Source organism: Pseudomonas sp. BBP2017 (assembly GCF_003024385.1).
Classification (GTDB): domain Bacteria; phylum Pseudomonadota; class Gammaproteobacteria; order Pseudomonadales; family Pseudomonadaceae; genus Aquipseudomonas.
The window spans coordinates 1-25,243 of sequence record NZ_PVZN01000014.1 but is presented as its reverse complement, the minus strand read 5'-3'; the positions used below and the strand labels follow the sequence as shown (position 1 = coordinate 25,243).

The following is a 25,243-nucleotide window of genomic DNA, read 5'->3' as shown; positions in this document are numbered from 1 at the left end:
GGGCTCCTGTTTTCTGGTTGTTATTGGCGGCTACGGAAAGCGGTCCACAGGCGGGTGCGCTGGCGCATGTCGGCCAAGGCCATGCTGCGGTCGGCGAACAAGCGCGCTCGCACTGCGTCCGAAGGGTAAATATCCGGGTCGCTGCGCACCGCCTCATCCACCAGCGCCGTGGCCGCCTGGTTGGCGTTGGCAAAGAACAGCGTGTTGGTCAGCGGCGCGACCGAATCGGGGCGCAGCATGAAGGCGATAAATGCCCGTGCCGCCTCTGGGTGCGGCGCGTCCTTGGGGATGACCAGGTTGTCCTGCCAGATCAGCGTGCCTTCGCGGGGAATCCGGTACGCCACCTGGTACGGCTTGCCGGCCTGACGGGCCTGGTCGGCGGCCATCGCGGCATCGCCGTTGTAGGTCAGGGCCAGGCATACACTGCCATTCGCCAGGTCGTTGATCTGCCGGCCGTTGGCGACATAGCTGATCGACGGCTGCAGCTGCTTGAGCAGCGCCTGGGCTGCGGCCAGATCGTCCTTGTTGCGGCTGTAGGGATCCTTGCCCAGGTAGTGCAGGACCACGCCGATCACTTCCTGAGGCGAGTCGGACATGGCAATTCCACAATCTTTGAGCTTGCTGGCATATTCAGGCTTGAACAGCAGGTCGAGGCTGTCCAGCGGCGCATCGCCGACACGCTGGCGCACTGCCTCAAGGTTCAGGCCCAGGCCCAAGGTGCCCCAGGTGTAAGGCACCGCATACTGGTTGCCGGGGTCGACTTCAGCCAGTTTGGCCAGCAGGTCCTTGTCCAGGTTGCTGTAGCCGGGCATCGCCTGCGCCTGCAGCGGTTGCAACGCACCCGCAGCCAAAGCCCGGGCCAGCAAACTGGAGGACGGCACCACCACGTCATAACCGCTGCCACCAGTGAGCAGCTTGGTTTCCAGCACTTCGGTGGTGTCGAAGGTGTCATAGCGAACCTTGTAGCCGGTTTCCTTTTCAAAGCGCTGCAAAGTCTCTGGTGCCACGTAGTCGGCCCAGCTGTAGAGGTTGAGGACTTTTTCTTCGGCCTGAATCGGCAAGGCCAGCATCACAGAGAACAACCACAGGAATCTACGCATGTCGGGCACCTTTATTCAGTGGATGTCGCCAGCATGCACGCCAGGTTACATTGCTAAAATGACAAGTTACTTAACCTGACATTCACCTGGAGCAATGTTTGATGCTCGGACAATTGCATGACCTCGACCTGCATCTGCTGCGGCTGTTCGTCACTGTAGTCGAGGCTGGCGGCTTCAGTGCCGCCCAGGGCGTGCTGGGCCTGAGCCAGCCAAGCATCAGTCAGCAGATGGCACGTCTGGAGACCCGCCTTGGCTATCGCCTGTGCAGTCGCGGCAAAGGCGGTTTTGGCCTGACCGCCAAAGGAGAGGTACTGCTCAAGGCAACACGGGAGTTGCTGGTGCAGATTGAAGCCTTTCGCCATCAGGCCAATGGTGTGGCTGGGCGGTTATTAGGTGAAGTGCGAGTGGGCATTTCCGAAGCCCAGGACAGCAGTGTGACCCTGCGCCTTGCACAAGCCATCGAGCATTTTCGCCAACGTGACGAATCGGTACGCCTGGAACTGGTCAGCGCCATGCCGGCCGACCTTGAGCGCCTGCTGTTGCAACAGCGCCTGGACCTGGCCATCGGTTACTTCTCGGGCAAACAGGCGGCCTTCGACTACATGCCGTTGTTCGAAGAAACCCAGCGCCTGTACTGCGCCAGCCACCACCCCCTGGCCAGTCAGACACAGGTGAGCCTGGAGGTGCTGCTGGAGGCTGACCAGGTCGAGCATCCCTACAGCTTTCTGGAAAGCCCTGACCCGCTCAGCGGCGGTCGCGCTTCGGCACGCTCCGAGCAGGTCGAGGGTGCCCTGGCGTTCATTCTATCCGGACGCCACATCGGCTATCTGCCCTGCCACTTCGCCGCGCCCTGGGTCGAGCGCGGGCTGTTGCACGGGCTGGATCCGGCGCTGAACTTCCAGGTGCCGTTCGTCCTCGCCCGGCACCGCGCCCAGGTACCCAGCGACGCCCAGCAGGCCTTCAATGCCGACCTTTTGAGCGCATTCGCCTGACTCAGTACGCCACCGACCAGATCGGCTTTACTTGGCCGCCGCCATCAGTTTGTTGACTTCACTACGGACCATATTGGCGAACTCCGGCGGCGACATGCCATCCAGTTCGGAGCGTACCCATTCGGCCCACTTGCCCTTGCGCCGGGGCTTTTCGGCGATCAGCCGCGCGGCTTCGCCCTTGGCCTTGCCCAGGTTGGTCTGCCAGAGCTCGAACAGTCGCGCTTTCTCGTCCTCGATCTGCGCCCGTTCGGCGAAGCTCTTGTTGGCCAGATTGAAACTCATGAGGGTGTCCTGCTGCTGAAAATAGGCGCTATCTTACACGGTAGCCGCAAGGGCCCGGCAAACCGCTGCAACTTTCCGCGCCCGGCGGTATCCACTGTTCAATGCCCATCAATCGACGAGGAAGTGTCCATGGCCAGGAAAACCACGCTGCAAGCCGATGCTGAGCAAATCAAGGACCAGGTGTTCAGCGAGCTGCAGGCGTTGATCGAAGAGTCGGAAAAGCTGTTGCGTGACAGCGCGGCACTGGTTGGCGAAGATGCCGAAACCCTGCGCGCCCAGGTCGGGCTCAAGCTCAAGCAGGCGCGCGAAACGGTCGGTAGCGTGCGCAGCAAGGCACAGCCAGTGATCGATGCCACTCAGAATTACATGGGTGGTCATCCGTGGCAGACAGTGGCGATATCGGCGGGGTTCGGATTGTTGGTGGGGCTGCTGCTCGGGCGGCGTTCATAAGCGCAGGCTCAATGGCTGCACTACGCCACAAGCAATCGCCATCCCCACCAAGGCAGGCAGGTGCTCGGCTTCCATGCGCTTCATCACCCGTGCCCGATACAGGTCTACTGTCTTCACACTGACCTCAAGCTGCTCGGCTATCTCGCGATTGCTGAAGCCCTGCACCAGTGGCACGAACACATCGCGCTCACGCGGCGTCAGGCTGTCAATCCGCGCCTGCACCGTCGCTCGTGGCCCACTGCCCGCCAGCGCCTGGGATGAACGCTCGAGCGCCGCCTGGACCGCATCCAGCAACAGTTGGTCGTTGTAGGGTTTTTCGATGAAATCACAGGCACCGGCCTTGAACGCCCGGACCACGATCGGCACGTCGGCATGGCCACTGAGGAAGATCACCGGCAGATCAACAGCACGCGCGCGCAAGGCGTCTTGCACACTCAGCCCGCCCATCCCGGGCATGCGCACATCGAGCAGCACACAGGCTGGCAAGTGTGCGTCACAGGCATCCAGAAACGCCTGGCCGCTGGTAAAAGGCAAGGCCTGAATACCGACCGACTCCAGCAGCCAGACCGTGGAATCGAGCATGCCTTGGTCATCGTCGACCACATAGACTTTCGGTTGCTGCATCACACTTCCTCTGTTCAGACACTTGCCGCTGGTGCCAGCCGGCAACACAAAATCAAGCCACCCACCGTACCCGGCATCGCCTGCAAGGTACCGCCAAAGCCCTCGATGATACTGCGGCTCATGCTCAAGCCAAGGCCCAGGCCTTCCGGCTTGCTGGTGTTGAAGGGAGTGAAAATACCGTCCAGACGCTCTGCCGACACACCCGGCCCCTGATCGCTGACCTGTATGTGTACATACCCTTCGACAAGGGCGGCGCTGAGCACAATACGCGAAGGTTGCCCCTGATGCTGCTCGCGGTTGGCGTCGATTGCATTGCGCAACAGGTTGAGCAATACCTGCTCAAGCAAGACACGATCGGCATAGACCGCAGGAAGCACATCACCGATCTGTAGCTCGATGCTCACCTGGTCGCGCCCCGCCTCCCAATCGCACAGGCGTACCGCTTCAATCGCGACATCGGCAATGGCCAACGCCTGCAGACGCCGTGGTTCCTTGCGTAAAAACGCACGCAAGCGTTTGATGACTTCGGCAGCATGAGTCGCCTGTTCACTAATGCGCTGCAAACCCTGGGCGACCCGCAGGGCGGCCTGCGGATCACGATCCAGGGCTTGCAGGTAACGCTGACTGGCCCCGGCATAATTAACCACAGCGGCCAGCGGCTGATTGATTTCATGAGCGATGCCGGAGGCCAGTTCGCCAAGGGTGATCAACCGCGCGCTGTGGGCCAGCTCATCCTGATGGCGGCGTTGCTGGCTTTCGCGCAATTCGCGCTCCGTCATGTCGCGGGCCACCAGCGAGTAGTAACCCTCGCCACCGGTGCCACGATGGGCCAGCAACACCAATGACACCGGAAACGCCGCAGCACCCTGCCAGGGCATCAGCCGCGTCTCGACGTGCCAGACGCCCGTCAGATCGGCGCACTGCCAGCCTTCGCGGTCCAGGCGTTGCAGCAACGCCGGATCGAGCAATGCTTGCAACCCCGGCAATACCTGCGCGTCCTGTAGCCCCAGCGCCCGCCGCGCCGAACGATTGAGGTAACTGAGGCGGCCGTCTCGGTCGGTGAACAGCACCAGGTCAGTGTTGGCCTCCACCACTTCGGCCAAGCGTCGGCGGTTCTCCTGCGCTTCGATGCGAACGCTGATGTCCCGTGAGACGCTGACAATCTCCACCACCGCACCGGTATAGGTCTCGCGAATCGCCCGGCTGGCAATCTCAAACCACAAGTTGTGGCCATCGCGATGACGCACCCGGCAGGTCATGGTCTGGTAACCGTCCTGCTCCAATGCCTGGGCGGCCTGCAGCAACGACTGCTGACGATCCTGAGGGTGGAACAGTGATTGCACCGCGACCCCGCGTAATTCCTCAGGCCAATAGCCAAGCAAGCGATAGGACGCTGGCGAGGCATCGAGAAAACAGCCATCGGGGCTGTGCCGGGAAATCAGGTCGGTGGTGTTTTCGGTAATCAGTCGGTACAGACGCCGGGCCTGGCTGGCCTCGCGCTCAGCCAAGCGCTCGGCCGTGGCATCACGACAACGTGCCAGCACCTGATCGGTGCTGACGGGAATGAAGGTCCACAGCAGGATCTTGTCAGCCACCGACGCTTCGACATCACTGATGGCGCGAGCCTGGCTCAGGCAAGCGTTGACCAACGCCTGAACGTTACTCGGCAACCAGTAGTCGACCGTACGCGCCGGCCAGGGCCCGAGCATCGCCTGTAACGCCGGATTGACTGCCAGCGCGGCTGCGGATGCATCGAGAATGAGACTGGGCTGTGGGTCACTGGCGAGCAAAGGTGTCATGGATGCGCTCAAAGGGTGGCCTTAAATGGCAATATAGTATTTCTACTATATTGCTATAGTCTATCTTCCAAGTACCATGGCGATTCACGTAATAATTGTGACACCTGAAGGGCCTGCCCTTCACGACACCTGATCAGAGCTAACAATCAGCCACCGGGGGTTGCAGTACGCCATACAGGCGCCCCCTGCACAGGAACAATACATGTCGATCTTCTCCCAGGGCCTGGCGCCCGCCCCTGTCAATCACCAGGCCCTGAGCCCCTTGAGTTTCATCGAACGCACGGCGGCGGTCTATGGCCAGTACCCGGCGGTGATTCATGGTGCCATCCGGCGCAACTGGCAACAGACCTACGAACGCTCCCGACGCCTGGCCAGCGCCCTGGCCGGGCGCGGTATCGGACAAGGTGACACGGTAGCCGTGATGCTGCCAAACATTCCGGCAATGCTTGAAGCGCACTTCGGCGTGCCGATGATTGGCGCCGTGCTCAATGCCCTCAACGTGCGCCTGGACGCCGAAGCCATTGCGTTCATGCTCGAACACGGTGAAGCCAAGGTGCTGATCACCGACCGCGAGTTCCACAACGTCATCAGCGCAGCGCTGGCACTGATGGAGTACCCGCCGCTGGTGGTCGATGTCGATGATCCGGAGTACGGAGAGGGTCAGGCCGTCAGTGACCTGGACTACGAGGCCCTTCTCGCCGAAGGCGACCCCGAGTTCGCCTGGCAATGGCCCGAGGACGAGTGGCAAGCCATCTCGCTGAATTACACCTCTGGCACCACCGGCAATCCCAAAGGCGTGGTCTATCACCACCGCGGCGCCTACCTCAACGCTCTGGGCAACCAGATGACCTGGGCCATGGGCAACCATCCGGTCTACCTGTGGACCCTGCCGATGTTCCACTGCAACGGCTGGTGCTACCCCTGGACCGTCACTGCCCTGGCTGGCACTCACGTATTCCTGCGCCGCGTCGACCCACAGCGGATCCTCACCCTGATCCGTGAACATCAGGTAACCCACCTGTGCGGCGCACCGATCGTCCTCAATGCCCTGATCAACATGCCCGAGTCGGCCAAAGCGGCCATTGATCACCCGGTCAACGCCATGGTCGCCGGTGCAGCGCCACCGGCCAAGGTCATCGGCGCGGTGGAAGAAATGGGCATCAAGGTCACCCATGTCTATGGCCTGACTGAAGTCTACGGCCCGGTGACCGTGTGCGCCTGGCATGCCGAATGGGATAAGCAACCTCTGGCTGAACGGGCGCGGATCAAGTCGCGTCAGGGGGTGCGCTATCCCACCCTTGAAGGCCTGATGGTTGCCGACCCGCAGACCCTGGAGCCGGTGCAACGCGATGGCAACACGCTGGGTGAAATCTTCATGCGCGGCAACACGGTGATGAAGGGCTATCTGAAAAACCCCGAAGCCACTGCCGAAGCCTTCCGTGGCGGCTGGTTCCATACTGGCGACCTGGCGGTCTGGCATGCCGATGGCTATGTGGAAATCAAGGACCGGCTCAAAGACATCATCATTTCCGGCGGCGAGAACATCTCCACCATTGAGGTCGAAGACACCCTTTACAAACACCCTGCAGTACTCGAGGCCGCCGTGGTTGCCCGCCCGGATGAAAAGTGGGGCGAAACGCCCTGCGCCTACATCACCCTCAAGGTTGGCTTCGAGCAGACCCGCGACACCGACATCATCAGCTTCTGCCGTGAGCACCTGGCGGGATTCAAGCTGCCCAAGACCGTGGTCTTCAGTGAACTGCCGAAAACCTCCACCGGCAAGATCCAGAAGTACCTGTTACGCGACTGGGCCAAGGCGCTCTGATCCCCCTTTGACAGCGAGAACCCGCATGCCTGAATTCAATGCTCCGCTGCGCGACATGCGCTTTGTCCTTCACGAAGTGTTCCAGGGCCCAGACTTGTGGGCACGCCTGCCGGCACTGGCCGATCGGGTGGACGCCGATACCGCCGACGCCATCCTTGAAGAAGCGGCAAAAATCACCGGCCAACTGATCGCCCCGCTCAACCGCAGCGGCGATGAACAGGGCGTGACCTTTGACGCCGGCCAGGTACGCACACCTGACGGTTTTGCCCAGGCTTGGCAGACCTACCGCGAAGGCGGCTGGGTCGGTCTTGCCGGCAACCCCGAGCACGGTGGCCTGGGCATGCCGAAAATGCTCGCGGTGCAATTTGAAGAAATGCTCTATGCCGCCAACTGCAGCTTCAGCCTCTACTCAGCGCTGAGCGCAGGTTGCTGCCTGGCCCTCGACGCCCACGCCAGTGACGAGCTCAAGGCCACTTACCTGCCGCCGCTGTACAGCGGCCAGTGGGCCGGCACCATGTGCCTGACCGAGCCGCATGCCGGCACTGACCTTGGGATCATCCGCACCAAGGCTGAACCTGCCGCCGATGGCAGTTACCGCATCAGTGGCACCAAGATCTTCATTACCGGCGGCGAGCAGGACCTGACCGAAAACATCATTCATCTGGTCCTGGCCAAACTGCCCGATGCCCCGGCCGGGCCCAAGGGCATTTCGCTGTTTTTGGTGCCCAAGTTCCTGGTCAATACCGACGGCAGCCTGGGCCCGCGTAATCCGGCGCACTGTGGCTCGCTTGAGCACAAGATGGGCATCAAGGCCTCGGCCACCTGCGTGATGAATTTCGACGGCGCCACCGGCTACCTGATCGGCGAGGCGAACCGTGGGCTGGCAGCCATGTTCACGATGATGAACTACGAGCGCCTGTCCATCGGCATCCAGGGCATTGGCTGCGCCGAAGCCTCCTACCAGAACGCTGCGCGCTATGCCCAGGACCGCCTGCAAAGCCGGGCCGCCAGCGGAGCGCAAGCGCGCGACAAGGTTGCCGACCCGATCGTTGTCCACCCGGATGTTCGCCGCATGCTGCTGACCATGCGTGCCCTGACCGAAGGTGGACGGGCCTTTGCCACCTATGTCGGCCAGCAACTGGACATCGCCAAATACGCCGAAAATACCGAGGAGCACGACCTCGCCCAGCGCCAGGTGGCCCTGCTGACGCCGGTAGCCAAGGCATTTTTCACCGACAACGGCCTGGAAAGCTGTGTGCTCGGCCAGCAGGTGTTCGGCGGTCATGGCTACATCCGCGAGTGGGGTCAGGAACAGCTGGTGCGTGATGTGCGCATCGCGCAGATCTATGAGGGTACCAACGGTATTCAGGCCCTCGACCTGCTCGGTCGCAAGGTGGTGGCGGACGGTGGCCGAGCACTGGCCGAGTTCACTGAGCAGATTCGCCATTTCTGTGATCAACACACGCCCTACCGCGAGCCACTGCTCAAGGCCACCAGTGATCTGCAAAGCCTCAGCCAGTGGCTCTGCGAACAAGCCCGCGAAGACGCCAACGCCGTCGGTGCTGCTTCGGTCGAATACCTGCAGCTGTTTGGCTACGTGGCTTATGCCTACATGTGGGCGCGCATGGATGCCGTGGCCGAAGCAAACCTCGCGCAAGATCCGGCTTTCTACACCGCTAAACGTGCAACCGCGGCGTTCTTCTTCGCTCGCTTGTTGCCACGCACCCTGTCGCTGCAAGCCAGTATCCGAGCGGGCAGCACATCCCTGTTCAGCCTGGCTGCCGAACACTTCTGAAGCAGCTCGCTACCGTCAGTCGCCCACGGTAGCGCGGCTTGCCCCGTCATCAGACGGGGTATGGCTGCGAATTCAGTGCTTTTACGGGATTTTTCACGGTGAAAAATCTTACAACTGATAGTCATTCGCCATTATCTCGGGTTCTCGCCGCCTACGCTGCAAGGGTAGAATAGGCAAAACCGGGAGTCTCGATGAACCACACCAGCCACAGCGCCGACGAATACGATGCCATCACCGATGCCGCCGCGCATTGGTGCTTGCGTTTGCAAGCTGAGGACTGCACTACAGCCGAACGCCAGGCGTTTGAGCAATGGCTGGCTGCCGACCCGCTGCATGCTCAGGAATACCAGGCCATGCTGGATATCTGGCAGACCGCCGATCATCTGCCACGCAGCGCCACACCCGGTAATGTCATCAACCTTCCCCGGCGTCGTCAAAGCGCCTGGCGCCACTATGCCTCGGCCGCTGCCATCGCGCTGGTGGCGCTGCCGGTCGGTGCCTGGGTCGGCTGGGAACAAGGCTGGCTGCCTAACCACTATCAGTACCTGGAAAGCGGCGACGCCATCAGTCATGTAGTACTCGGCGACGGTAGCCAGGTCGAGCTGAACCTGGGGACCGAATTACGCTTCACCAACTACAAGGACCAACGCCGGGTCACTCTGGTCAAAGGCGAAGCCTTCTTCAAGGTCCGCCACGACAGTCTGCATCCCTTCGTAGTGCATGCCGCCCAGGGCCTGACCCGCGTCACCGGCACCCAGTTCAATGTCTGGAAGTATGAAGATCAGGTCAAAGTGACCCTGGTCGAAGGTTCGGTTCTGGTCAGCAGCGATGCCAACGACAGCGATGCTGGCTATCGCCTGGGCCCCGGCATGCAGGCAAGCTACCAGGCCGGTGACTACGAACCGCGCCTGAGTCAGACCTACGCCCATGACACCAGCCTGACCTGGCGCAACGGCAAGCTGATCCTCGACAACCTGAGCCTGGCCCAAGCCCTGCCACAGATCAACCGCTACCTGGAGCAGCCACTGCTGCTGGCCGACGAAAACACCGGCAGAATCCGTATCAGTGGCATCTACGACACCACTCAGATCAAACGTCTGGTCAGCAACCTGCCCAAGGTGTTGCCGGTCTATCTGACCCGCAACAAGGACGGCAGCATGCTCCTCAACCGCATCTCACCACCGCCGGCACGGGGCTGAGCCTAACGCTCAACCCCACTTTGCTGCGTGCTACAGCGTCATTGCCGCCAGCCAGCCAAACGCCAGCAGTGGCAGGTTGTAGTGAATGAAGGTCGGCACCACGGTGTCCCAGATGTGGTGATGCTGGCCGTCCACGTTCAAACCAGAGGTCGGCCCCAGGGTCGAATCCGAGGCCGGTGAGCCGGCATCGCCCAGTGCACCAGCAGTGCCAACGATGCACACAGTGGCAACCGGATCAAAGCCCAACTGCACACACAGCGGCACAAAGATCGCCGCAAGAATCGGCACCGTGGAAAACGACGAGCCGATGCCCATGGTCACCAGCAGCCCCACCAGCAACATCAGCAGTGCGCCAATCCCCTTGCTGTGGTCGATCCAGATCGCCGAGGTCTCGACCAGGCTCTTGACCTCGCCGGTAGCCTTCATCACTTCAGCGAAGCCGGACGCGGCAATCATGATGAAGCCGATCATGGCCATCATCTTCATGCCTTCAGTGAACAGGTCATCGGTGTCCTTCCAGCGCACAATGCCCGACACCGAGAAAATCAGAAAGCCAACCATGGCGCCAATGATCATTGAGTCCAGCCACAGCTGAATGATGAACGCCGCAGCGATGGCAACCCCTGCCACCAGCAGGGTCAACGGGTTGTAGCGCACCGCCACCTGCTCGACTTGCTCGATTTTTTCCAGGTCATAGACACGCTTTTTGCGGTAGCTGAAAAACACCGCCAGCAGCAGGCCGAAGAGCATGCCCGCTGCTGGAATGGCCATGGCGTGGGTGACGTTAACCGCGCTGACATCCACCCCGCTACGACTGACGTTGGCCAGCAGGATCTCGTTGAGAAAGATGTTGCCAAAGCCCACCGGCAGGAACATGTAAGGGGTGATCAAACCAAAGGTCATCACACAGGCCACCAAGCGCCGGTCGATCTGCAGCTTGGTCAGCACATAGAGCAGCGGTGGCACCAACAGGGGAATGAAGGCAATGTGGATGGGTAAAATATTCTGCGAGGAAATCGCCACCACCAACAACAAGCCGATCAGCAGCCATTTGACCTTGCCGCCGTCGGCATACCCTTGCTGGCCAACCATCGCCAGGGCGCGGTCGGCCAGAGCATGGGCCATGCCGGACTTGGCAATCGCCACCGCAAAGGCACCCAGCAAGGCATAGGACAAGGCCACGGTGGCACCGCCGCCGAGCCCACCGTTGAATGCTTTGAGCGTACCTTCGATGCCCAGACCGCCCACCAATCCGCCAGCCAGCGCGCCGACGATCAGGGCGATCACCACATGCACGCGGGACAGACTCAATATCAGCATGATGCCGACCGCGGCAATTACTGCATTCATTCCTGTGACCTCTAGAAACCAGACAAAAAGCGACCGATTCGGCGACAAACTGCCCGGGAGCAGTGGCCGAACGACAGGTATTTTTATGGAGGGCGCACACTCTGAAGCAGGCCCTCGCGCTTGTCAAAGTTCGCAGGGCGATCGGTGTCGTGGGAATGAACGAAAACGACGCTTTAAAATTGATCGTTTGAATAAAGAAAGCGGCGTATCCGCCGATAACGTCGGCAGCCTCAATCTTTTTTGGATCAAAGGACTTCGCCATGTCGTTCAGACAACTTTCCATTCAGTGGAAAATCACCCTGCTCGCCGGTTTGTGCCTGGCCAGCATCGTTACCCTGCTGGTGGGCCTTTCGTTGTACCGCATGGGACACAGCTCGGAGCTGGTCAAGACCAGCAGCATGCAAATGCTCACCGAAGCAGCCCAGGGACGCATCGAATCCCAGGGCGAAGTCCAGGCCTTGAACATTCGTCGCCAGTTCATGGATGCCTACCAGTACGGTGCCGGTTTTGCCCGCCAGGTCCTGTTCCTGCGCGAGCAGTCCGAAAAACGCTTTCTCGATGCCTTCGACCTGCGCGAAGACCTGACCCGCCAGGTACGTGCCGCCTTGCAGGCCAACCCCGACCTGCTCGGCCTGTCACTGGTATTCGAACCCAATGCACTGGACAACAAAGACGAGTTGTTCATCAATCAGGAGCAACTGGGCAGTAACGAAAAAGGCCGCTTTGCCCTGTATTGGTCGCAACCGACCCCCGGCCAGCTGACCTCCATGGCCCTGCCGGAAAAAGACATGGCCGATACCAGCATCGGCCCCAGTGGCGAGCCTGCCAACACCTGGTCAGTGTGCCCACGCACCACCCGCAAGACCTGCGTGATCGAACCCTACTTCTATGAGATCAACGGCCAGCAAGTGCTGATGACCAGCATCGTGTTCCCGTTGATGGTCGCCGACAAGGTGGTTGCCACCCTGTCCATCGACATCAACCTGAACAGTCTGCAGGCCATGAGCCAGCAAGCCAGCCGCAACCTCTACCAGGGCCAGACCCGGGTGAGTATTCTGAGCCCCGTGGGCCTGCTGGCCGGCTACAGCCAGGATGCCGGCAAACTGGCCCAGCGCTTTGACCAGGTCGATCCCGAGAAAGGCGCCGAAGTAATCCGCCTGCTGGCCGACAACACGCCAATTCACAGCATCCATCATCAGCAGCGCCTGAAGGTGCTGGCCTCCTTTGCCCCGATCCCGGGCAGCAAGTCCTGGGGGGTGCTGCTCGACGTTCCGCAAAGCGCCCTGACCGGCCCGGCCGAGGCCCTCAAGCAGGAGCTCGACCACAGCAACACCAGCGGTACCCTGATCGAGCTGGGGCTGGGCGCGTTGGCGGCCATCGTTGGCCTGCTGCTGATCTGGCTGATGGCCCGCGGTGTGACCCGGCCGATCCTGGGTGTCGCGACCATGCTCAAGGACATCGCCAGTGGCGAAGGCGACCTGACCCGTCGCCTGCCTTACGACAAACGCGACGAACTGGGCGAGCTGGCCGGCTGGTTCAATCGCTTCCTGGACAAACTGCAGCCGACCATTGCCGAGGTCAAGCGCTCGGTCCAGGCCGCCCGCGACACCGCCGACCAGTCCTCGGCGATTGCCAGCCAGACCAGCGCCGGCATGGAACAGCAGTACCGTCAGGTCGATCAGGTGGCCACCGCTTCGCATGAAATGAGCGCCACCGCCCAGGACGTCGCCCGCAGCGCCGCCCAAGCCGCCCAGGCCGCCCGCGACGCCGATCAGGCCACTCGTCAGGGCCTGGCCGTGATCGACCGCACCACCACCAGCATCGACACCCTGGCAGCCGACATGAGCACCGCCATGGCTCAGGTCGAAGGCCTGGCCGAGAACAGCGAGAAGATCGGCTCGGTGCTGGAAGTCATCCGCTCGATCGCCGAACAGACCAACCTGCTGGCGCTCAACGCCGCCATCGAAGCCGCCCGTGCCGGTGAAGCGGGCCGCGGCTTCGCCGTGGTCGCCGATGAAGTACGCAACCTGGCCCGCCGCACTCAGGAGTCGGTGGAAGAAACCCGTCAGGTTATCGAAGAACTGCAGGCCGGTACCCGCGAAGTGGTTAGCGCCATGGACAGCAGCCATCGGCAGGCACAGGGTAGTGTTGACCAGGTCAGCCAGGCGGTCACTGCCTTGCAGCAGATCGGCGATGCGGTCACGGTGATCAGCGACATGAACCTGCAGATCGCCAGTGCCGCCGAAGAGCAAAGCGCCGTGGCCGAGGAAATCAACAACAACGTGGCGACCATCCGCGACGTGACCGAATCGCTCTCCGGCCAAGCCAACGAATCGGCGCGGGTCAGCCAGTCGCTCAACAGCCTGGCCAACCAGCAGCAGGGACTGATGGATCAGTTCCGGGTCTGAGGTGTCCCCCCTTGCGAGCAGCCGATACGCTCGCGCATCAAAGCTCATCCCTGGGCGAGTGGAACCTGCCACCGCCCAGGATCTGATCGAGCAGGATCAAGGCGGCATGGACGTTGGGCCTTGCTCCCATCGGCAGTACATCCGAGTAAGGTAAGACCGCGTCCCGGTAGCCTGCCTGCATCACCAGCAAATGCATCTGATCAGCGTTCAAATAGACATGATGCTGCTCCATGGCATAGGACTGGATCAGCGTGAGCGCGCCGGTGACCAGGGGGGTGGCGCTTGAGGTCCCGCCATAGCTCGAGGTGTAATCCCTGTCATCACCGGATTTGTCTTGCAATCGATCATTTTCATAGCCCAGCGTGGCCACGCTGTCCCCCCAGGCATTGAGCATCCTGTACGGGTAGGAAAAGTTCGAGTACTGATGGGGTTTACCATCCCATGAATGACAGGCGCCAACCACAATGGCATCGGCGTCCCCGTGATCATCAAAATACCGCCATTGCGAGAGATTGACGCCATAACCCAATACGGTCCCCTTGCCAGCGTCAGACACAGTACTGCCATTGCAAGCCGCGAAGACCACCACTGCTCCCCGTTCGGTCAGCGTTTTTGTCATATCCCACCAGTACCGCTCATGGATTGACGGCAAGTACGTCGTCAACACATTGACATTGGCCGACTGCCGGTTGATGGCTACGATGTCCCCGGGCTCGACATGGCGCAGAAGATCCTTCGTCGTCCGGACACGCGAAGCCTCATCCACAGCATAATTGTGGTAGAGGTACAGTTCGCTGGTGTGGCACATGCCGGTCATGCCGATGCCGTTGGGCACAGCCAACAGAACTCCCACTGATTCGGTTCCGTGGTTGGGGTCATCATTGGGTTCCAGGGTAACGATCTTGAGGTTGGGGTTGCCTCGCAGGTCTTCATGGTTTGGGAACAACCCACCATCTGAAAAATGCACGCGTGCCCCCTTCCCCGTCACCTGCTTCGCCCAAACCTTGCGGACATTCATACCCTGGTATCTGGGACCGGGTTCATCCAGGTATGTCTGGCGCGGCGTATAGTCAGGTGTCGGCTGTGCATCATCATAGGCGGCATCGCCCGCCACGACAGCCGCACCAGTGATCAGCGTCGCCAGTGCGGCCGCGACGCCCACAAGCGGGAGGCCGCCCGGGTCCGCCTCTGGGGGCACGAAGTGAAGGGACTCAAGGTACTCCAGCGCCGCCAGGGTCTTGATCAACGCCAAATAGGTGTCGTTGAGCATACTCGCGGGTTGCTCCAGGTAGCAGTAATCCTTGAACGTTTCGAGTTTGTCGTCATGGCGCTCCTGCGGGCTCAGGAAAGGCCGGGGATCGATCACCTCCTTCAGCTTGGGCCAGAGACGCACGAGATCCGAGCCTGAGCCAGGCTCAAGCTCGGACAGAAATCGCTCAAGACCGTCGTTAATGAACTTGAGCACCAACATCGGGTAGGACTTGCCGGGCTCCACTTCAGGGAACTGTTGTTGAGATTCCCCATACGGGTCCACCAACGCATGCGTCTGAGCAGCAGACTCGCGGCCCTGCTTATCGACCACCAAGCGCCTGCGCCTGCTGTTGCCAGCCTCCAGTGGCACAGTGTCGAGAATGCCTCGACTCAGTTCTCCTTCGTTGATGTGAATGACCAGTGGCTCCATCAGCAGCGAGCGGTGCGCATCGACAGGCAGATCCGTGACGTTATCCATCACCCTGACCCTTGGCCTGATCGTATAGGTACCTGTCGCCACCTCTGTGCGCAGCATGACAGGACAACCATGATGGACCAAGGCACCACTATGAGCCTGGGAGTGCACAGATTGAGCGTCAACCTGCACAGAGCCATCGGGACCAGCTTTCTCCAGCTCATAGCGGATGCTTTTCACTTTGCCTAAATCGCTGCCGATACAGCGCACGTGGAATTTTCCATCGAAACGAAAATTGCGGTAGTAAACGAAGCTCACATCAAGAGTCATATATTCGCCCTTCAGTGTTTGGGCCCGTACCCTTCGCCGGGCCTACCAAGACACATGCTCACATCCAACCTGGTCACGCGTGCAGACAGAAGGCATTCCACGGCGTCTGTGCCCGGACTGTACGCGCGACCTCGTCGTCTACACTTGCCCGAATCCGCAGACACCAACGACGAGGCCCCGATGAAGAACATCCCGACGCTGCTGGCCGGCCTGTTGCTCGCCCTGGGCCTGGTCAGCGCCGCAGCCAGCGAAGCACGTAAGCCCATCCACTTCGGCGACATCACTTGGGAAAGCGGCAGCCTGACCAGCGAAATCCTGCGCCTGATCGTCGAGAAAGGTTACGGCTTCCCCACTGACACTCTTCCCGGCAGCACCGTCAGTATGGAAGTGGCTCTGGCGCGCAACGACATCCAGGTGATTGCCGAAGAATGGGCCGGTCGCAGCCCAGCCTGGGTCAAAGCTGAACAGGCCGGTCAGGTGTTCGCCCTTGGCGACACGGTGAAAAATGCCGATGAAGGTTGGTATGTGCCGGAATACGTGATCAAGGGTGATGCTGCGCGTGGCATCCAGGCCCTGGCGCCGCAGCTGCGCTCGGTGGATGACCTCAAACAATGCGCCAAGGTGTTCAGCGATCCAGAGTCACCCGATAAAGGCCGCTTCCTCAACAGCCCCAGCGGCTGGACTTCGGAAACCGTCAACAGCCAGAAGCTCAAGGCGTACGGCCTGAACGATCTGTACGTGAACTTTCGTAGCGGCTCCGGCGCCGCCCTGGATGCGGAAATCACCTCGGCGATCCGCCGTGGCAAGCCGGTGCTGTTCTACTACTGGTCACCTACCCCATTGATGGGCCGCTTCTCGCTGGTTCGTCTGGAAGAGCCCCCTTTCGACGCAGCAGCCTGGAAGACCCTGACCGACGCCAACAACCCCAACCCCCAAGGCTCCCGGTCACTGCCAGCGAAGTTGTCGATCGGCATCTCCGCGCCGTTTCGCATAGAGTATCCGCAACTGGTCGAGTTCTTCGCCAAGGTCGATATCCCCATCGACACCTTGAACAAAGCCTTGGCGCAGATGAGCGAAAAGCGCGAGTCGCCAAAAGATGCCGCATTGAAGTTCATGCGTGATCATCCGGCTATCTGGAAAGCCTGGCTGCCCAGCGAAATCGCCGAACGCGTTGAGGCCGACTTGTGAGTGGAGGCTTTCCGGAAACCCTGCACTTCTCCTTCGCCGACAGCGTCAACCGTTTCGTCGACTGGCTGGTGTTGGCTTACGGCGACCAATTGCGCAGCGTCTCCGAAGGCCTGCTGCAATTGCTGGTCGGTCTGGAAAACCTGTTGCGTGCGACACCTTGGTGGCTATTGCTGTTGGTTGTCGCACTGCTCACCTGGCATGCCAGTCGCAGCGTGATCCGGGCGCTGGTGCTGACCAGCCTGTTGTTCCTGATCGGGGTGATCGGCCTGTGGGACAAACTCCTGCAAACCTGCGCGCTGGTGCTGGTAAGTACCGGTCTGTGTATCCTGATCGGTGTGCCAATCGGTGTATTGCTGGCCAGCCGGCCACGGGCACGCCAATTGCTGTTGCCGGTACTTGATGTCATGCAGACCCTGCCCAGCTTCGTCTACCTGATCCCGGTGCTGATGCTGTTTGGTCTGGGCAAGGTCCCGGCGATATTCGCCACCTTGATCTACGCGCTGCCACCGCTGATCCGCCTGACCGAACTGGGGTTATCACAGATCGACCCGTCGCTGACTCAGGCTGCGCAAGGGCTGGGTGCCGGGCGCTGGCAACGCCTGCGGCGAGTCATGCTGCCACTGGCCATGCCGAGCATCATGGCCGGGCTCAATCAATCGGTAATGATGGCCCTGTCGATGGTCGTGGTCGCCTCGATGATCGGTGCGCGCGGCCTGGGTGAAGATGTGCTGGCAGGGATTCAGACATTGAATGTCGGCAAGGGCGTAGAAGCCGGGTTGGCGATAGTCGCCCTGGCGATGGTGATCGACCGGATTACCCAGGCCTACGGCCAGCCGAAGTCTGGTGCTTTCAATCAACGTTGATCGACGCCATGATGAGCCTCCACTCCCCAGCACAATCGGAGCCTGCGTTTGTCGCTCAAAGCCCTGCGCACCCTGGTCACCATCGCTCGCCACGGCACTTTCGCCCGTGCTGCCGACGTCCTGAGCCTGACGCCCTCGGCGGTCAGTCTGCATATCCGCAGCCTGGAGCAAGAGCTGCGGGTAAGCCTGTTCGACCGTAGCCGACGCCAGGTCAGCCTGACCGAAGCCGGGCACCTGGCGGTCGAGCGCGCCGAGGGCATGTCCGCCGAGCTTGCCCGACGTGTCGCGGACGGTGAACTGGATGCCGCCATCACCACCGAACCTGTACCACCCTACCCGGCCAACCTGGACTTCACCCCGCTCTACCAGAACCGTTTCTGGGCCGTTGCCGGACCGGACTTTGCCGGTGCAAACCTGAGGGAATTACTCGCCAGCCAGCCATTCCCAGCGCGTTCGCTATGTCGGCTTGCTCGAACATACTAGCAGCCGTCGGCGCCACCTGAGCGCAGTGCTGAAAGCCACTCTGGGCCAATCATGAAGTTTTCCTCAACGGTGGATTGAGAATTCAGCGTTTTTTTCTTTCAATGCCACAGGCCAGCCTGATGTCGACTTCTATCAGGAAGTACCAACTGACAGAGAAATCGCCTGATGCTGAACGTGATCCTTGCCACCATTGTCCCCATCGCCCTGCTGATTGCGCTGGGCCGCTGGCTGCGGATCCAGGGATTTCTTGGTGAGAGCTTCTGGCCAGCAGCCGAGCGCCTGAGCTACTTCGTATTGCTCCCTGCCCTGTTCATGCATGGTCTGGCGACAGCCGACCTTACCGGCCTGCCGGTGTTCGACATGGTTGCTGTGTTGCTGCTCTCGACGCTGATTGGCGCCACCTTGCTGGTACTGTGCAGGGGCGCAGTCGCCAGTGATGGCGCCACTTTCACCTCAGTGTTCCAGGGCGGCATACGCTTCAACAACTACATTGGCGCGACGCTGGCCGCCGGGATTTATGGCACTGGCGGGATCGCCCTGGCTGCCGTGGCCAATGCGGCCATCGTCCCCACAGTGAATGTGCTGTGCGTCATGGTCTTTGCCCGCTACGGCGGTACGCGCAGTTCGGCCGCTACTGTAATCAAGGCGATTTGCAGCAATCCACTGATCGTTGGCTGCGCAATCGGTATTGCCCTGCGCACCACGGGGGTAGGGCTGCCAGCGGGAATCGAACCGACCGTGAAAGCGCTCGGTCAGGCAGCCTTGCCGTTAGGCCTGCTCTGCGTCGGCGCCGCGCTGGGTAGCAGTGCTCAGGGGCTGGGCCCGCGTCCACTGCTGGCAGCCTCGCTATTCAAGTTCGTAATACTGCCACTGACGACATACGGGGTCTGTCGAATACTCGGACTCAGCGGCCAGGCGGCAATCGTGGCCGTTTTGTTCCAGGCCCTGCCGACCGCTTCGTCGTCTTATGTAATGGCCCGGCAAATGGGCGGCAATGCACCGCTGATGGCCAACATTATAGCCCTGCAGACCCTTTTGGCAGCGCTGACGCTGCCGGTGATGCTGAGCCTGACCCTGACCTGAGTCCGCCTGCAAAACCGGCGGCGCAATGCCGATGCGCCGCCACCGCGTAACACTTACTTATCCGACTTGATGCTGGTCCAGACCCGGGTACGCACGCGCTCCAGCTTCTGCGGCAGCGGTTGCACCACATAAAGCTTGGCCAGCGCTTCCTGGGTAGGGGTCAGGTTCGGGTTGCCGGTAATTTCCGGATTGATCAGCGCTAACGAATCCTTGTTGGCATTGGGATAACCGAGAAAATCACTGATAGGGGCGATGACCTTAGGGTCCATCAGGTTGTTGAGAAACTCATGGGCTTCGGCGACGTTCTTCGCGCTTTTCGGAATCGCAAAGGTGTCGAACCAGATGGGCGCACCCTCTTTGGGCAATCGCCAGTCAACCACCACACCGTTACCCGCCTCCTTGGCACGGTTGCCGAACTGATAAAAGCTACCGGAATAGCCGATGGCGACACAGATGTCACCGTTGGCGATATCGGTCATGTATTTCGCGGAGTTGAAGTAGGTGACATAAGGGCGAACCTTCAACATCAAGGCCTTGGCTTTTTCGTAGTCGTCTGGGTTCTGGCTGTTGGGATCCAGGCCAAGGTAGTGCAAGGCCAGCGGCAGGATCTCCGAAGGCGAGTCGAGCATGGCCACGCCGCAGGACTTGAGCTTCTCCATGTTCTCGGGCTTGAACACCAGATCCCAACTGTCCACCGGCGCCTGATCCCCCAGCGCTGCCTTGACCTTGGCCGGGTTGAAGCCGATCAACACCGTACCGTACATGTAGGGCACACCGTACTGGTTGCCCGGGTCGTTGCTGTCGAGCAGCTTGAGCAACACCGGGTCTTGATGGCGCCAGTTGGGCAACTTGCTCTTGTCCAGTTTCTGAAAAACACCGGCCTTGATCTGGGTATCGAGAAACTGGTTCGAAGGCACCACCAGGTCATACCCCGAGTTGCCGGTGAGCAACTTGGCCTCCAGTGATTCGTTGGTGTCGAAGGTATCCCAGGTGACTTTGATGCCGGACTGCGCGGCAAAATCCTTGGGTACGGATGGCAAGATATAGTCCGCCCAGTTGTACACCCTCAACTCTCGTACTTCAGCGTGCACGGCGCCGGCCAACAGCGACAGTGCGCCAACGCCGACAGCAAGCATACGTTTCAGTGTGGCCATGGATTATTCCCCCGAGTTTGGCCTCCTGATTCTTGCTGAGGGTTTTAGCGGATCACAGTGTGTGATTGGCCAAAAAGAGATCGTAATGGCCAATTTGCGTGTCCGCATCAAGCCCTGCGTGGCAACGCGATACTGACTCGCAATCCACCAAGGGGGCTATCTTGCAGTGTCAACTGCCCGCCCCAGACTTCGACGATGTCCCGCACGATGCCCAATCCCAAGCCATGCCCATCGACCTGCTCATCCAGTCGGGTACCGCGTTCGAGCACTTGCTGGCGATCAGATTCAGGAATACCCGGCCCATCGTCTTCAATAACCAGCAGATAGCGCTCGGGCTGCTCTTCGATAGTCAACTGCACTTCGCTGTCAGCCCATTTGCAGGCGTTGTCCAGCAGATTGCCGAGCAGTTCGAGCAGGTCTTCCCGGTCCCAGGGCAGCAGCAGACCGGGCGGCACTCGCTGGCTGAGTTCCAAGCCTTCACCATGGATCATGCCTAGAGTCGAAAGCAACCCGGGCAGCTCGGCATCACAGTCGAACTGCGCACCGGGCAAGGCATCGCCAGCCAGCCGGGCACGGTTGAGCTCACGACTCAGACGTTGCTGGATCTGTTGCAGCTGCTCGCGCAGTTGTACGCGCACCTGCGGTACATCCTTCAGTTGTTCGCTGGACGCCAGACTCAGCAGCACCGCCAACGGCGTCTTCAGTGCGTGCCCGAGGTTGCCCAAGGCATTGCGCGAGCGGCGCAAGCTGTCTTCGGTATGAGCCAACAGGTGGTTGATCTGCGCGACCAGGGGCTCAAGCTCGCTAGGCACCTGGGTGTCGAGTTGCGAGCGCTTGCCTTGTTGCAACTGCGCGATCTGTCCACGCACGCGCTCAAGCGGGCGCAATGAACGGGTGACGGTGATGCGTTGCAGCACCAGCACCAGTATCAGGGCGACCAGGCCCAGCCCCAGGCCGATCTGCTGCATACGGCGAAACTGATCGCGCACTGGCGTGTAATCCTGGGCGACACTGATCGAAATTGGCTGGCCAAAGCGCCGGTAATCGCTGCGCAACACCAGTAACTGCTGGTTCTCTGGGCCGAGCTGCAGATCGGTGTGCAGGCCGCTACTGGCCGGTGCAGGCATGTCCAGGTCCCAAAGTGAGCGAGAACGCCAGCTACCACCGTCGAAATCGATGCGGAAGTAATAGCCGGAGAACGGCCGCTGGTAAGCCGAGGAAAGCCGCCGCTCATCCAGCTCCAGACCCGACTGTCCACGCACCAACGCAACCAGCAGGTTCTCGCTTTCCTTGCGCAGACCTGTCTCCAGATAGCGCTGCAAGCCTACTTCGAACAACCACAGACTCAGCTGCGCCAGGGCCAGACCTACCAGCACCAGTACCGCAATCAGGCCAAGACTCAATCGTGCCTGGATCGACTTCACTCGGCACTCCCGGCATAGCGGTAACCTTGCCCGCGGCGCGTCTCGATGACGCTGCGGCCGAGCTTGCGGCGCAGGTGATTGACATGGACTTCCAGCACATTAGAGTCGCGCTCGGTCTCACCGTCATAAAGGTGTTCAGCCAGATGACTCTTCGACAGAATCTGCTGCGGGTGCAACATGAAGTAGCGCAACAGGCGAAACTCTGCAGCAGTTAGCTGGATATCGACGCCGTCACGGGTCACGCACTGGCGTCCTTCATCCAGCTGTAGACCGGCCGCCTCAAGGGTTGGCTGATTGGCCAGGCCGCGGGCGCGACGCAGCAACGACTGTACACGCAACATCAGCTCTTGCGGGTGAAAGGGTTTGCTCAGGTAGTCGTCGGCGCCGGCCTTCAGCCCCTCGATGCGCTCCGCCCAGGAGCTGCGCGCAGTCAGAATCAGCACAGGCGTGGCCAAGCCACTGGCACGCCACTGGGCCAGTACTTCAAGCCCTGACAACCCGGGCAAGCCGAGGTCGAGAATGATCAGGTCATAGGGTTCGCTGCTACCCTGATAGACCGCGTCACGGCCATCAGCCAGCCAGTCGACCGCATAACCCTGGCGCTGCAGACCTTGCGTCAATTCGTCCGCCAACGGGACGTTGTCTTCGACCAGTAACAGGCGCATCAGTCATCTTCCTCGTCTTTGAGCAACGTTCCATTGGATGCATCGAGTTTGATCTCGCGCACTACGCCTTCTGGGGTCAGCAACTCGACTTCGTACTCGTAACGACCGTGCTTGTGCTCCAGCTCCGCCTCCAGCAACTTCGCCCCGGGATAGCGTCCCAGGGCGTCATCGAGCAACTGCTCCAGCGGCAGGATTACGCCCTGCTGTCGTAGCTGCAGGGCTTCGTCCTGATCAAGGTCACGGGCCGATGCCAGCGAACAAAGTGCCAACAGCGCAACGAGAACGGTCTGTGCTGTTCGCGTGTAAACGCTCATTATTTGTCCTGGATGTCCTTGAGGATCTCACCGGTCTTGGCGTCCAGGTCCACGTCCCATTCGACGTTCTGGGCATCGTGCAGGTCAATCTTGTAGACAAGGCGGCCATAGACATCTTCAAGCTCGGACTCTTTGATCGTGGCCCCCGGATGCTTGACCAGCGCTTTGGCATTCAAGTCGTCCAGGGACATGATGGTCTTGTCCTGAACCAGCTTGGTTACTTCATGCATAGGGATGTCTTTGGCTAGTGCGACATTGGCGCTCAGGGCAAGTGCAGCGGTCACGAACAGGGCAGTCAGAGTTTTCATGGTGTCTCTCCGTTGAGATCAATAATGTTTCTACGGGGCCTAGATTAACCACCCGAACTTAATTGAAGCTGAAAACAACTGGCGACATGATAGCGCACCCCTGCCCCACAACTGGACCGCTGTTCTTTATAATTGCCGGCTCCAGACAACGAGGCCCGTATGAGCGCAATCCATATCAAGTACCCGGCTCTGACGCTCAAGGCCGGTAGTGGAGCCTTACAGCGCATCCGCGAACACGGGTTGCAGGCTGCCGATGTGGGTGTGCTGCCAGGCGCTGCAGGCGGTCCCAAGGCCCTCGGCATACAGGGCCTGGACTTGGCGTTGTTCGGCCACTGGTTGCCTAGCGCACCCCGTGAGCGGGCGTTGATCGGCGCATCCATCGGCTCCTGGCGCTTTGCCAGTGCCTGCCTGCCCAACCCGACTCAGGCGTTACAGCGCCTCGGACAGCTTTACACCGAGCAGGACTTCGCCAAAGGCGTCACCCAGGCCGAGGTCAGCCGTAGCTGCCAGTGCATGCTTGATGAACTGTTACAAGGGCGTGACGCGCAGATCCTCGAGAGCCCCGATTACCGCCTTAACGTCATGCTGGTGAAAAGCCATGGATTGCTGGCACATGATCATCGCGCACGCTTGGGAGCGGGCCTGTCTTCGGTGATCGCCGACAACCTGATCGGTCGCCCCCGGCTGGCCCGCCACTTTGAGCGGATTATCCTGCACGATGCCCGCAGCAACCCGCCGTTGCAGCCCCTGAGCGACTTTCCTTCACGTTGCCTGCCGCTGGATGTGACCAACCTACGTCATGCCCTGCTGGCTTCTGGTTCAATTCCGATGGTGATGCAGGGCGTTCGCGATATTCCCGGTGTTGGTCCGGGCACTTACCGCGATGGCGGCCTGCTCGACTACCATCTGGACCTGCCTTACCAGGGCGACGACATCATTCTCTATCCGCACTTTACCGATAAGGTGATCCCTGGCTGGTTCGACAAAGCCCTGCCCTGGCGGCGTGGCGATGCCCAACGCTTGCGAAACGTCCTGCTGCTGGCGCCTTCGCCTCAGTACCTGGCGAGCCTGCCTTACGGCAAGTTGCCAGACCGTAGCGACTTCAAGCGTTTCATGGGGGATGCGGGCAGCCGCCAGCGTTACTGGCACAAGGCAATATCCGAAAGCCGGCGTTTGGGCGACGAGCTGCTTGAACTGATAGAAACCGGCAGGCTGCACGCGCAACTGCAACCGCTGTAACGGTCATACTGGTAAACTGCTTACCAGCATTGGCTTTCAGAGTTGAGATATCGTGGAAATTTTCAAGGAATTCACCTTCGAGTCGGCACACCGTCTGCCGCACGTTCCTGAAGGGCACAAGTGCGGCCGCCTGCACGGTCACTCGTTCAAGGTTGCCCTGCACCTGACCGGCCCACTGGACCCACATACTGGCTGGATTCGCGACTTTTCCGAGATCAAGGCGATCTTCAAGCCACTGTATGAACAGCTGGACCACAACTACCTGAACGACATTCCTGGCCTGGAAAACCCTACCAGCGAAGTGATCGCCAAATGGATCTGGGACCAGGTCAAACCGTTGCTGCCAGAACTGTCCAAAGTGCGCATTCATGAGACCTGCACCAGTGGTTGCGAGTATTACGGCGACTGACCTGCCATTCGATGTAATGAAACCACCCTACGGGGTGGTTTTTTGGGTCTGACGTTTATCGCTGTTGCGGGGCCAGCAAAGACAAAACCCCTACCTGCATACGCAGATAGGGGTTTCGGAATTTAATCTTGACGATGACCTACTCTCACATGGGGAAACCCCACAATACCATCGGCGATGCATCGTTTCACTGCTGAGTTCGGGATGGGATCAGGTGGTTCCAATGCTCTATGGTCGTCAAGAAATTCTGTTGCCAGAACGTCTTGTTAGACACTCCAGCGAATCGGGTATGT

General features: G+C 60.4%; 22 protein-coding genes, 1 rRNA gene and 2 pseudogenes. 13 read left to right on the top strand and 12 right to left on the bottom strand.

The window, feature by feature from the left end; all coding sequences use genetic code 11:
• Positions 1-20: 20 nt before the first annotated feature.
• Positions 21-1,100, bottom strand: coding sequence for an extracellular solute-binding protein (locus tag C6382_RS16955; RefSeq protein ID WP_107025535.1), 1,080 nt, complete (start codon positions 1,098-1,100; stop codon positions 21-23).
• A 101-nt stretch (positions 1,101-1,201) separates the two neighbouring features.
• Here C6382_RS16955 and C6382_RS16950 point away from each other — a divergent pair, with 101 nt between their 5' ends.
• Positions 1,202-2,092: a LysR family transcriptional regulator gene (locus C6382_RS16950; RefSeq protein WP_107025534.1), complete on the top strand. Its 891-nt coding sequence runs from the start codon at positions 1,202-1,204 to the stop codon at positions 2,090-2,092.
• A 27-nt stretch (positions 2,093-2,119) separates the two neighbouring features.
• Here C6382_RS16950 and C6382_RS16945 read toward each other — a convergent pair whose 3' ends face one another.
• Positions 2,120-2,374, bottom strand: a complete 255-nt coding sequence (locus tag C6382_RS16945) for a hypothetical protein (RefSeq protein ID WP_038612906.1) — start codon at positions 2,372-2,374, stop codon at positions 2,120-2,122.
• A gap of 129 nt (positions 2,375-2,503) precedes the next feature.
• Between C6382_RS16945 and C6382_RS16940 the strand changes: the two genes are divergently transcribed.
• On the top strand, positions 2,504-2,824 hold the full coding sequence (locus C6382_RS16940) for a YqjD family protein (RefSeq protein ID WP_107025533.1): 321 nt from the start codon (positions 2,504-2,506) through the stop codon (positions 2,822-2,824).
• Here C6382_RS16940 and C6382_RS16935 read toward each other — a convergent pair.
• Together C6382_RS16935 and C6382_RS16930 are read right to left on the bottom strand one after the other, a co-directional pair.
• Positions 2,819-3,448, bottom strand: a complete 630-nt coding sequence (locus tag C6382_RS16935) for a response regulator transcription factor (RefSeq protein WP_107025532.1) — start codon at positions 3,446-3,448, stop codon at positions 2,819-2,821. The two genes, C6382_RS16940 and C6382_RS16935, sit on opposite strands and share 6 nt — an antisense overlap.
• A 14-nt stretch (positions 3,449-3,462) precedes the next feature.
• Positions 3,463-5,247 carry a PAS domain S-box protein gene (locus C6382_RS16930; RefSeq protein ID WP_107025531.1) on the bottom strand — a complete coding sequence of 595 codons (1,785 nt, stop codon included), beginning with the start codon at positions 5,245-5,247 and terminating at the stop codon, positions 3,463-3,465.
• Between the two features lie 202 nt (positions 5,248-5,449).
• Between C6382_RS16930 and C6382_RS16925 the strand changes: the two genes are divergently transcribed.
• From C6382_RS16925 to C6382_RS16915, 3 genes are all read left to right on the top strand, one after another.
• The gene (locus C6382_RS16925; protein ID WP_107025530.1) at positions 5,450-7,072 is read left to right on the top strand and encodes an acyl-CoA synthetase; all 1,623 of its coding nucleotides are present in this window, start codon (positions 5,450-5,452) and stop codon (positions 7,070-7,072) included.
• Between the two features lie 25 nt (positions 7,073-7,097).
• Positions 7,098-8,867, top strand: a complete 1,770-nt coding sequence (locus tag C6382_RS16920) for an acyl-CoA dehydrogenase C-terminal domain-containing protein (RefSeq protein WP_107025529.1) — start codon at positions 7,098-7,100, stop codon at positions 8,865-8,867.
• A 191-nt stretch (positions 8,868-9,058) separates the two neighbouring features.
• Positions 9,059-10,066 carry a FecR family protein gene (locus C6382_RS16915; RefSeq protein WP_107025528.1) on the top strand — a complete coding sequence of 336 codons (1,008 nt, stop codon included), beginning with the start codon at positions 9,059-9,061 and terminating at the stop codon, positions 10,064-10,066.
• 30 nt (positions 10,067-10,096) lie between these two features.
• On the opposite strand, the gene C6382_RS16910 is transcribed toward C6382_RS16915, so the two are convergent.
• Positions 10,097-11,416 (bottom strand): Na+/H+ antiporter family protein, encoded by a 1,320-nt coding sequence (locus C6382_RS16910; RefSeq protein WP_107025527.1) that lies wholly within the window; start codon positions 11,414-11,416, stop codon positions 10,097-10,099.
• Between the two features lie 260 nt (positions 11,417-11,676).
• On the opposite strand from C6382_RS16910, the pseudogene C6382_RS24745 reads away from it, so the two are divergent.
• Positions 11,677-12,966: pseudogene (locus tag C6382_RS24745) on the top strand (HAMP domain-containing protein); the annotation flags it as partial.
• A 102-nt stretch (positions 12,967-13,068) separates the two neighbouring features.
• Positions 13,069-13,824 (top strand): methyl-accepting chemotaxis protein, encoded by a 756-nt coding sequence (locus tag C6382_RS24740; protein ID WP_371919629.1) that lies wholly within the window; start codon positions 13,069-13,071, stop codon positions 13,822-13,824.
• 37 nt (positions 13,825-13,861) lie between these two features.
• Here the strand turns inward: C6382_RS24740 and C6382_RS16900 are convergent, their stop codons facing one another.
• A complete protein-coding gene (locus C6382_RS16900; protein WP_107025525.1) occupies positions 13,862-15,820 on the bottom strand; it encodes a S8 family serine peptidase in 1,959 nt (652 codons plus the stop codon).
• Positions 15,821-16,000: 180 nt separating this feature from the next.
• On the opposite strand from C6382_RS16900, the gene C6382_RS16895 reads away from it, so the two are divergent.
• The 4 genes and pseudogenes from C6382_RS16895 (at position 16,001) to C6382_RS16880 (ending at position 19,437) form a co-directional block, all read left to right on the top strand.
• The gene (locus tag C6382_RS16895) at positions 16,001-17,008 is read left to right on the top strand and encodes an ABC transporter substrate-binding protein (RefSeq protein WP_107025524.1); all 1,008 of its coding nucleotides are present in this window, start codon (positions 16,001-16,003) and stop codon (positions 17,006-17,008) included.
• On the top strand, positions 17,005-17,871 hold the full coding sequence (locus tag C6382_RS16890; protein ID WP_107025523.1) for a proline/glycine betaine ABC transporter permease: 867 nt from the start codon (positions 17,005-17,007) through the stop codon (positions 17,869-17,871). The genes C6382_RS16895 and C6382_RS16890 overlap by 4 nt, the downstream gene beginning before the upstream one ends.
• 48 nt (positions 17,872-17,919) lie before the next feature.
• Positions 17,920-18,315 (top strand): annotated as a pseudogene (locus C6382_RS16885) (LysR family transcriptional regulator); the annotation flags it as partial.
• A gap of 204 nt (positions 18,316-18,519) precedes the next feature.
• Positions 18,520-19,437 (top strand): AEC family transporter, encoded by a 918-nt coding sequence (locus C6382_RS16880; RefSeq protein ID WP_107025522.1) that lies wholly within the window; start codon positions 18,520-18,522, stop codon positions 19,435-19,437.
• Between the two features lie 53 nt (positions 19,438-19,490).
• On the opposite strand, the gene C6382_RS16875 is transcribed toward C6382_RS16880, so the two are convergent.
• The 5 genes from C6382_RS16875 to C6382_RS16855 all read right to left on the bottom strand — a co-directional run bounded on the left by C6382_RS16875 (position 19,491) and on the right by C6382_RS16855 (position 23,302).
• Positions 19,491-20,591 (bottom strand): polyamine ABC transporter substrate-binding protein, encoded by a 1,101-nt coding sequence (locus tag C6382_RS16875; protein ID WP_107025521.1) that lies wholly within the window; start codon positions 20,589-20,591, stop codon positions 19,491-19,493.
• A 107-nt stretch (positions 20,592-20,698) separates the two neighbouring features.
• Positions 20,699-22,015, bottom strand: a complete 1,317-nt coding sequence (locus C6382_RS16870) for a sensor histidine kinase (RefSeq protein WP_107025520.1) — start codon at positions 22,013-22,015, stop codon at positions 20,699-20,701.
• Positions 22,012-22,680, bottom strand: coding sequence for a response regulator transcription factor (locus C6382_RS16865; protein WP_107025519.1), 669 nt, complete (start codon positions 22,678-22,680; stop codon positions 22,012-22,014). The genes C6382_RS16870 and C6382_RS16865 overlap by 4 nt, the downstream gene beginning before the upstream one ends.
• Positions 22,680-22,994 (bottom strand): PepSY domain-containing protein, encoded by a 315-nt coding sequence (locus C6382_RS16860; protein ID WP_107025518.1) that lies wholly within the window; start codon positions 22,992-22,994, stop codon positions 22,680-22,682. Before C6382_RS16860 ends, C6382_RS16865 begins: the two co-directional genes overlap by 1 nt.
• Positions 22,994-23,302, bottom strand: coding sequence for a PepSY domain-containing protein (locus tag C6382_RS16855; protein ID WP_107025517.1), 309 nt, complete (start codon positions 23,300-23,302; stop codon positions 22,994-22,996). The genes C6382_RS16860 and C6382_RS16855 overlap by 1 nt, the downstream gene beginning before the upstream one ends.
• Positions 23,303-23,461: 159 nt before the next feature.
• Between C6382_RS16855 and C6382_RS16850 the strand changes: the two genes are divergently transcribed.
• Both C6382_RS16850 and queD read left to right on the top strand, forming a co-directional pair.
• Positions 23,462-24,541 (top strand): patatin-like phospholipase family protein, encoded by a 1,080-nt coding sequence (locus C6382_RS16850; protein WP_107025516.1) that lies wholly within the window; start codon positions 23,462-23,464, stop codon positions 24,539-24,541.
• 52 nt (positions 24,542-24,593) lie between these two features.
• Entirely contained in the window at positions 24,594-24,950 is a 357-nt protein-coding gene (queD, locus tag C6382_RS16845) for a 6-carboxytetrahydropterin synthase QueD (RefSeq protein ID WP_010226613.1), read from the top strand.
• Between the two features lie 126 nt (positions 24,951-25,076).
• Here queD and rrf read toward each other — a convergent pair.
• Positions 25,077-25,192 (bottom strand): 5S ribosomal RNA (gene rrf, locus C6382_RS16840).
• Positions 25,193-25,243: the final 51 nt, after the last annotated feature.

Bases quoted from the DNA above. Each gene is read 5' to 3' on its own strand.
- C6382_RS16950 (WP_107025534.1), top strand. From the start codon at position 1,202: ATGCTCGGACAATTGCATGACCTCGACCTGCATCTGCTGCGGCTGTTC.
- C6382_RS16925 (WP_107025530.1), top strand. From the start codon at position 5,450: ATGTCGATCTTCTCCCAGGGCCTGGCGCCCGCCCCTGTCAATCACCAG.
- C6382_RS16940 (WP_107025533.1), top strand. From the start codon at position 2,504: ATGGCCAGGAAAACCACGCTGCAAGCCGATGCTGAGCAAATCAAGGAC.
- C6382_RS16955 (WP_107025535.1), bottom strand. From the start codon at position 1,100: ATGCGTAGATTCCTGTGGTTGTTCTCTGTGATGCTGGCCTTGCCGATT.
- C6382_RS16935 (WP_107025532.1), bottom strand. From the start codon at position 3,448: ATGCAGCAACCGAAAGTCTATGTGGTCGACGATGACCAAGGCATGCTC.
- C6382_RS16920 (WP_107025529.1), top strand. From the start codon at position 7,098: ATGCCTGAATTCAATGCTCCGCTGCGCGACATGCGCTTTGTCCTTCAC.
- C6382_RS24740 (WP_371919629.1), top strand. From the start codon at position 13,069: ATGGAACAGCAGTACCGTCAGGTCGATCAGGTGGCCACCGCTTCGCAT.
- C6382_RS16880 (WP_107025522.1), top strand. From the start codon at position 18,520: ATGCTGAACGTGATCCTTGCCACCATTGTCCCCATCGCCCTGCTGATT.
- C6382_RS16855 (WP_107025517.1), bottom strand. From the start codon at position 23,302: ATGAAAACTCTGACTGCCCTGTTCGTGACCGCTGCACTTGCCCTGAGC.
- C6382_RS16860 (WP_107025518.1), bottom strand. From the start codon at position 22,994: ATGAGCGTTTACACGCGAACAGCACAGACCGTTCTCGTTGCGCTGTTG.
- C6382_RS16910 (WP_107025527.1), bottom strand. From the start codon at position 11,416: ATGAATGCAGTAATTGCCGCGGTCGGCATCATGCTGATATTGAGTCTG.
- C6382_RS16850 (WP_107025516.1), top strand. From the start codon at position 23,462: ATGAGCGCAATCCATATCAAGTACCCGGCTCTGACGCTCAAGGCCGGT.
- C6382_RS16915 (WP_107025528.1), top strand. From the start codon at position 9,059: ATGAACCACACCAGCCACAGCGCCGACGAATACGATGCCATCACCGAT.
- C6382_RS16895 (WP_107025524.1), top strand. From the start codon at position 16,001: ATGAAGAACATCCCGACGCTGCTGGCCGGCCTGTTGCTCGCCCTGGGC.
- C6382_RS16930 (WP_107025531.1), bottom strand. From the start codon at position 5,247: ATGACACCTTTGCTCGCCAGTGACCCACAGCCCAGTCTCATTCTCGAT.
- C6382_RS16865 (WP_107025519.1), bottom strand. From the start codon at position 22,680: ATGCGCCTGTTACTGGTCGAAGACAACGTCCCGTTGGCGGACGAATTG.
- C6382_RS16875 (WP_107025521.1), bottom strand. From the start codon at position 20,591: ATGGCCACACTGAAACGTATGCTTGCTGTCGGCGTTGGCGCACTGTCG.
- C6382_RS16945 (WP_038612906.1), bottom strand. From the start codon at position 2,374: ATGAGTTTCAATCTGGCCAACAAGAGCTTCGCCGAACGGGCGCAGATC.
- C6382_RS16900 (WP_107025525.1), bottom strand. From the start codon at position 15,820: ATGACTCTTGATGTGAGCTTCGTTTACTACCGCAATTTTCGTTTCGAT.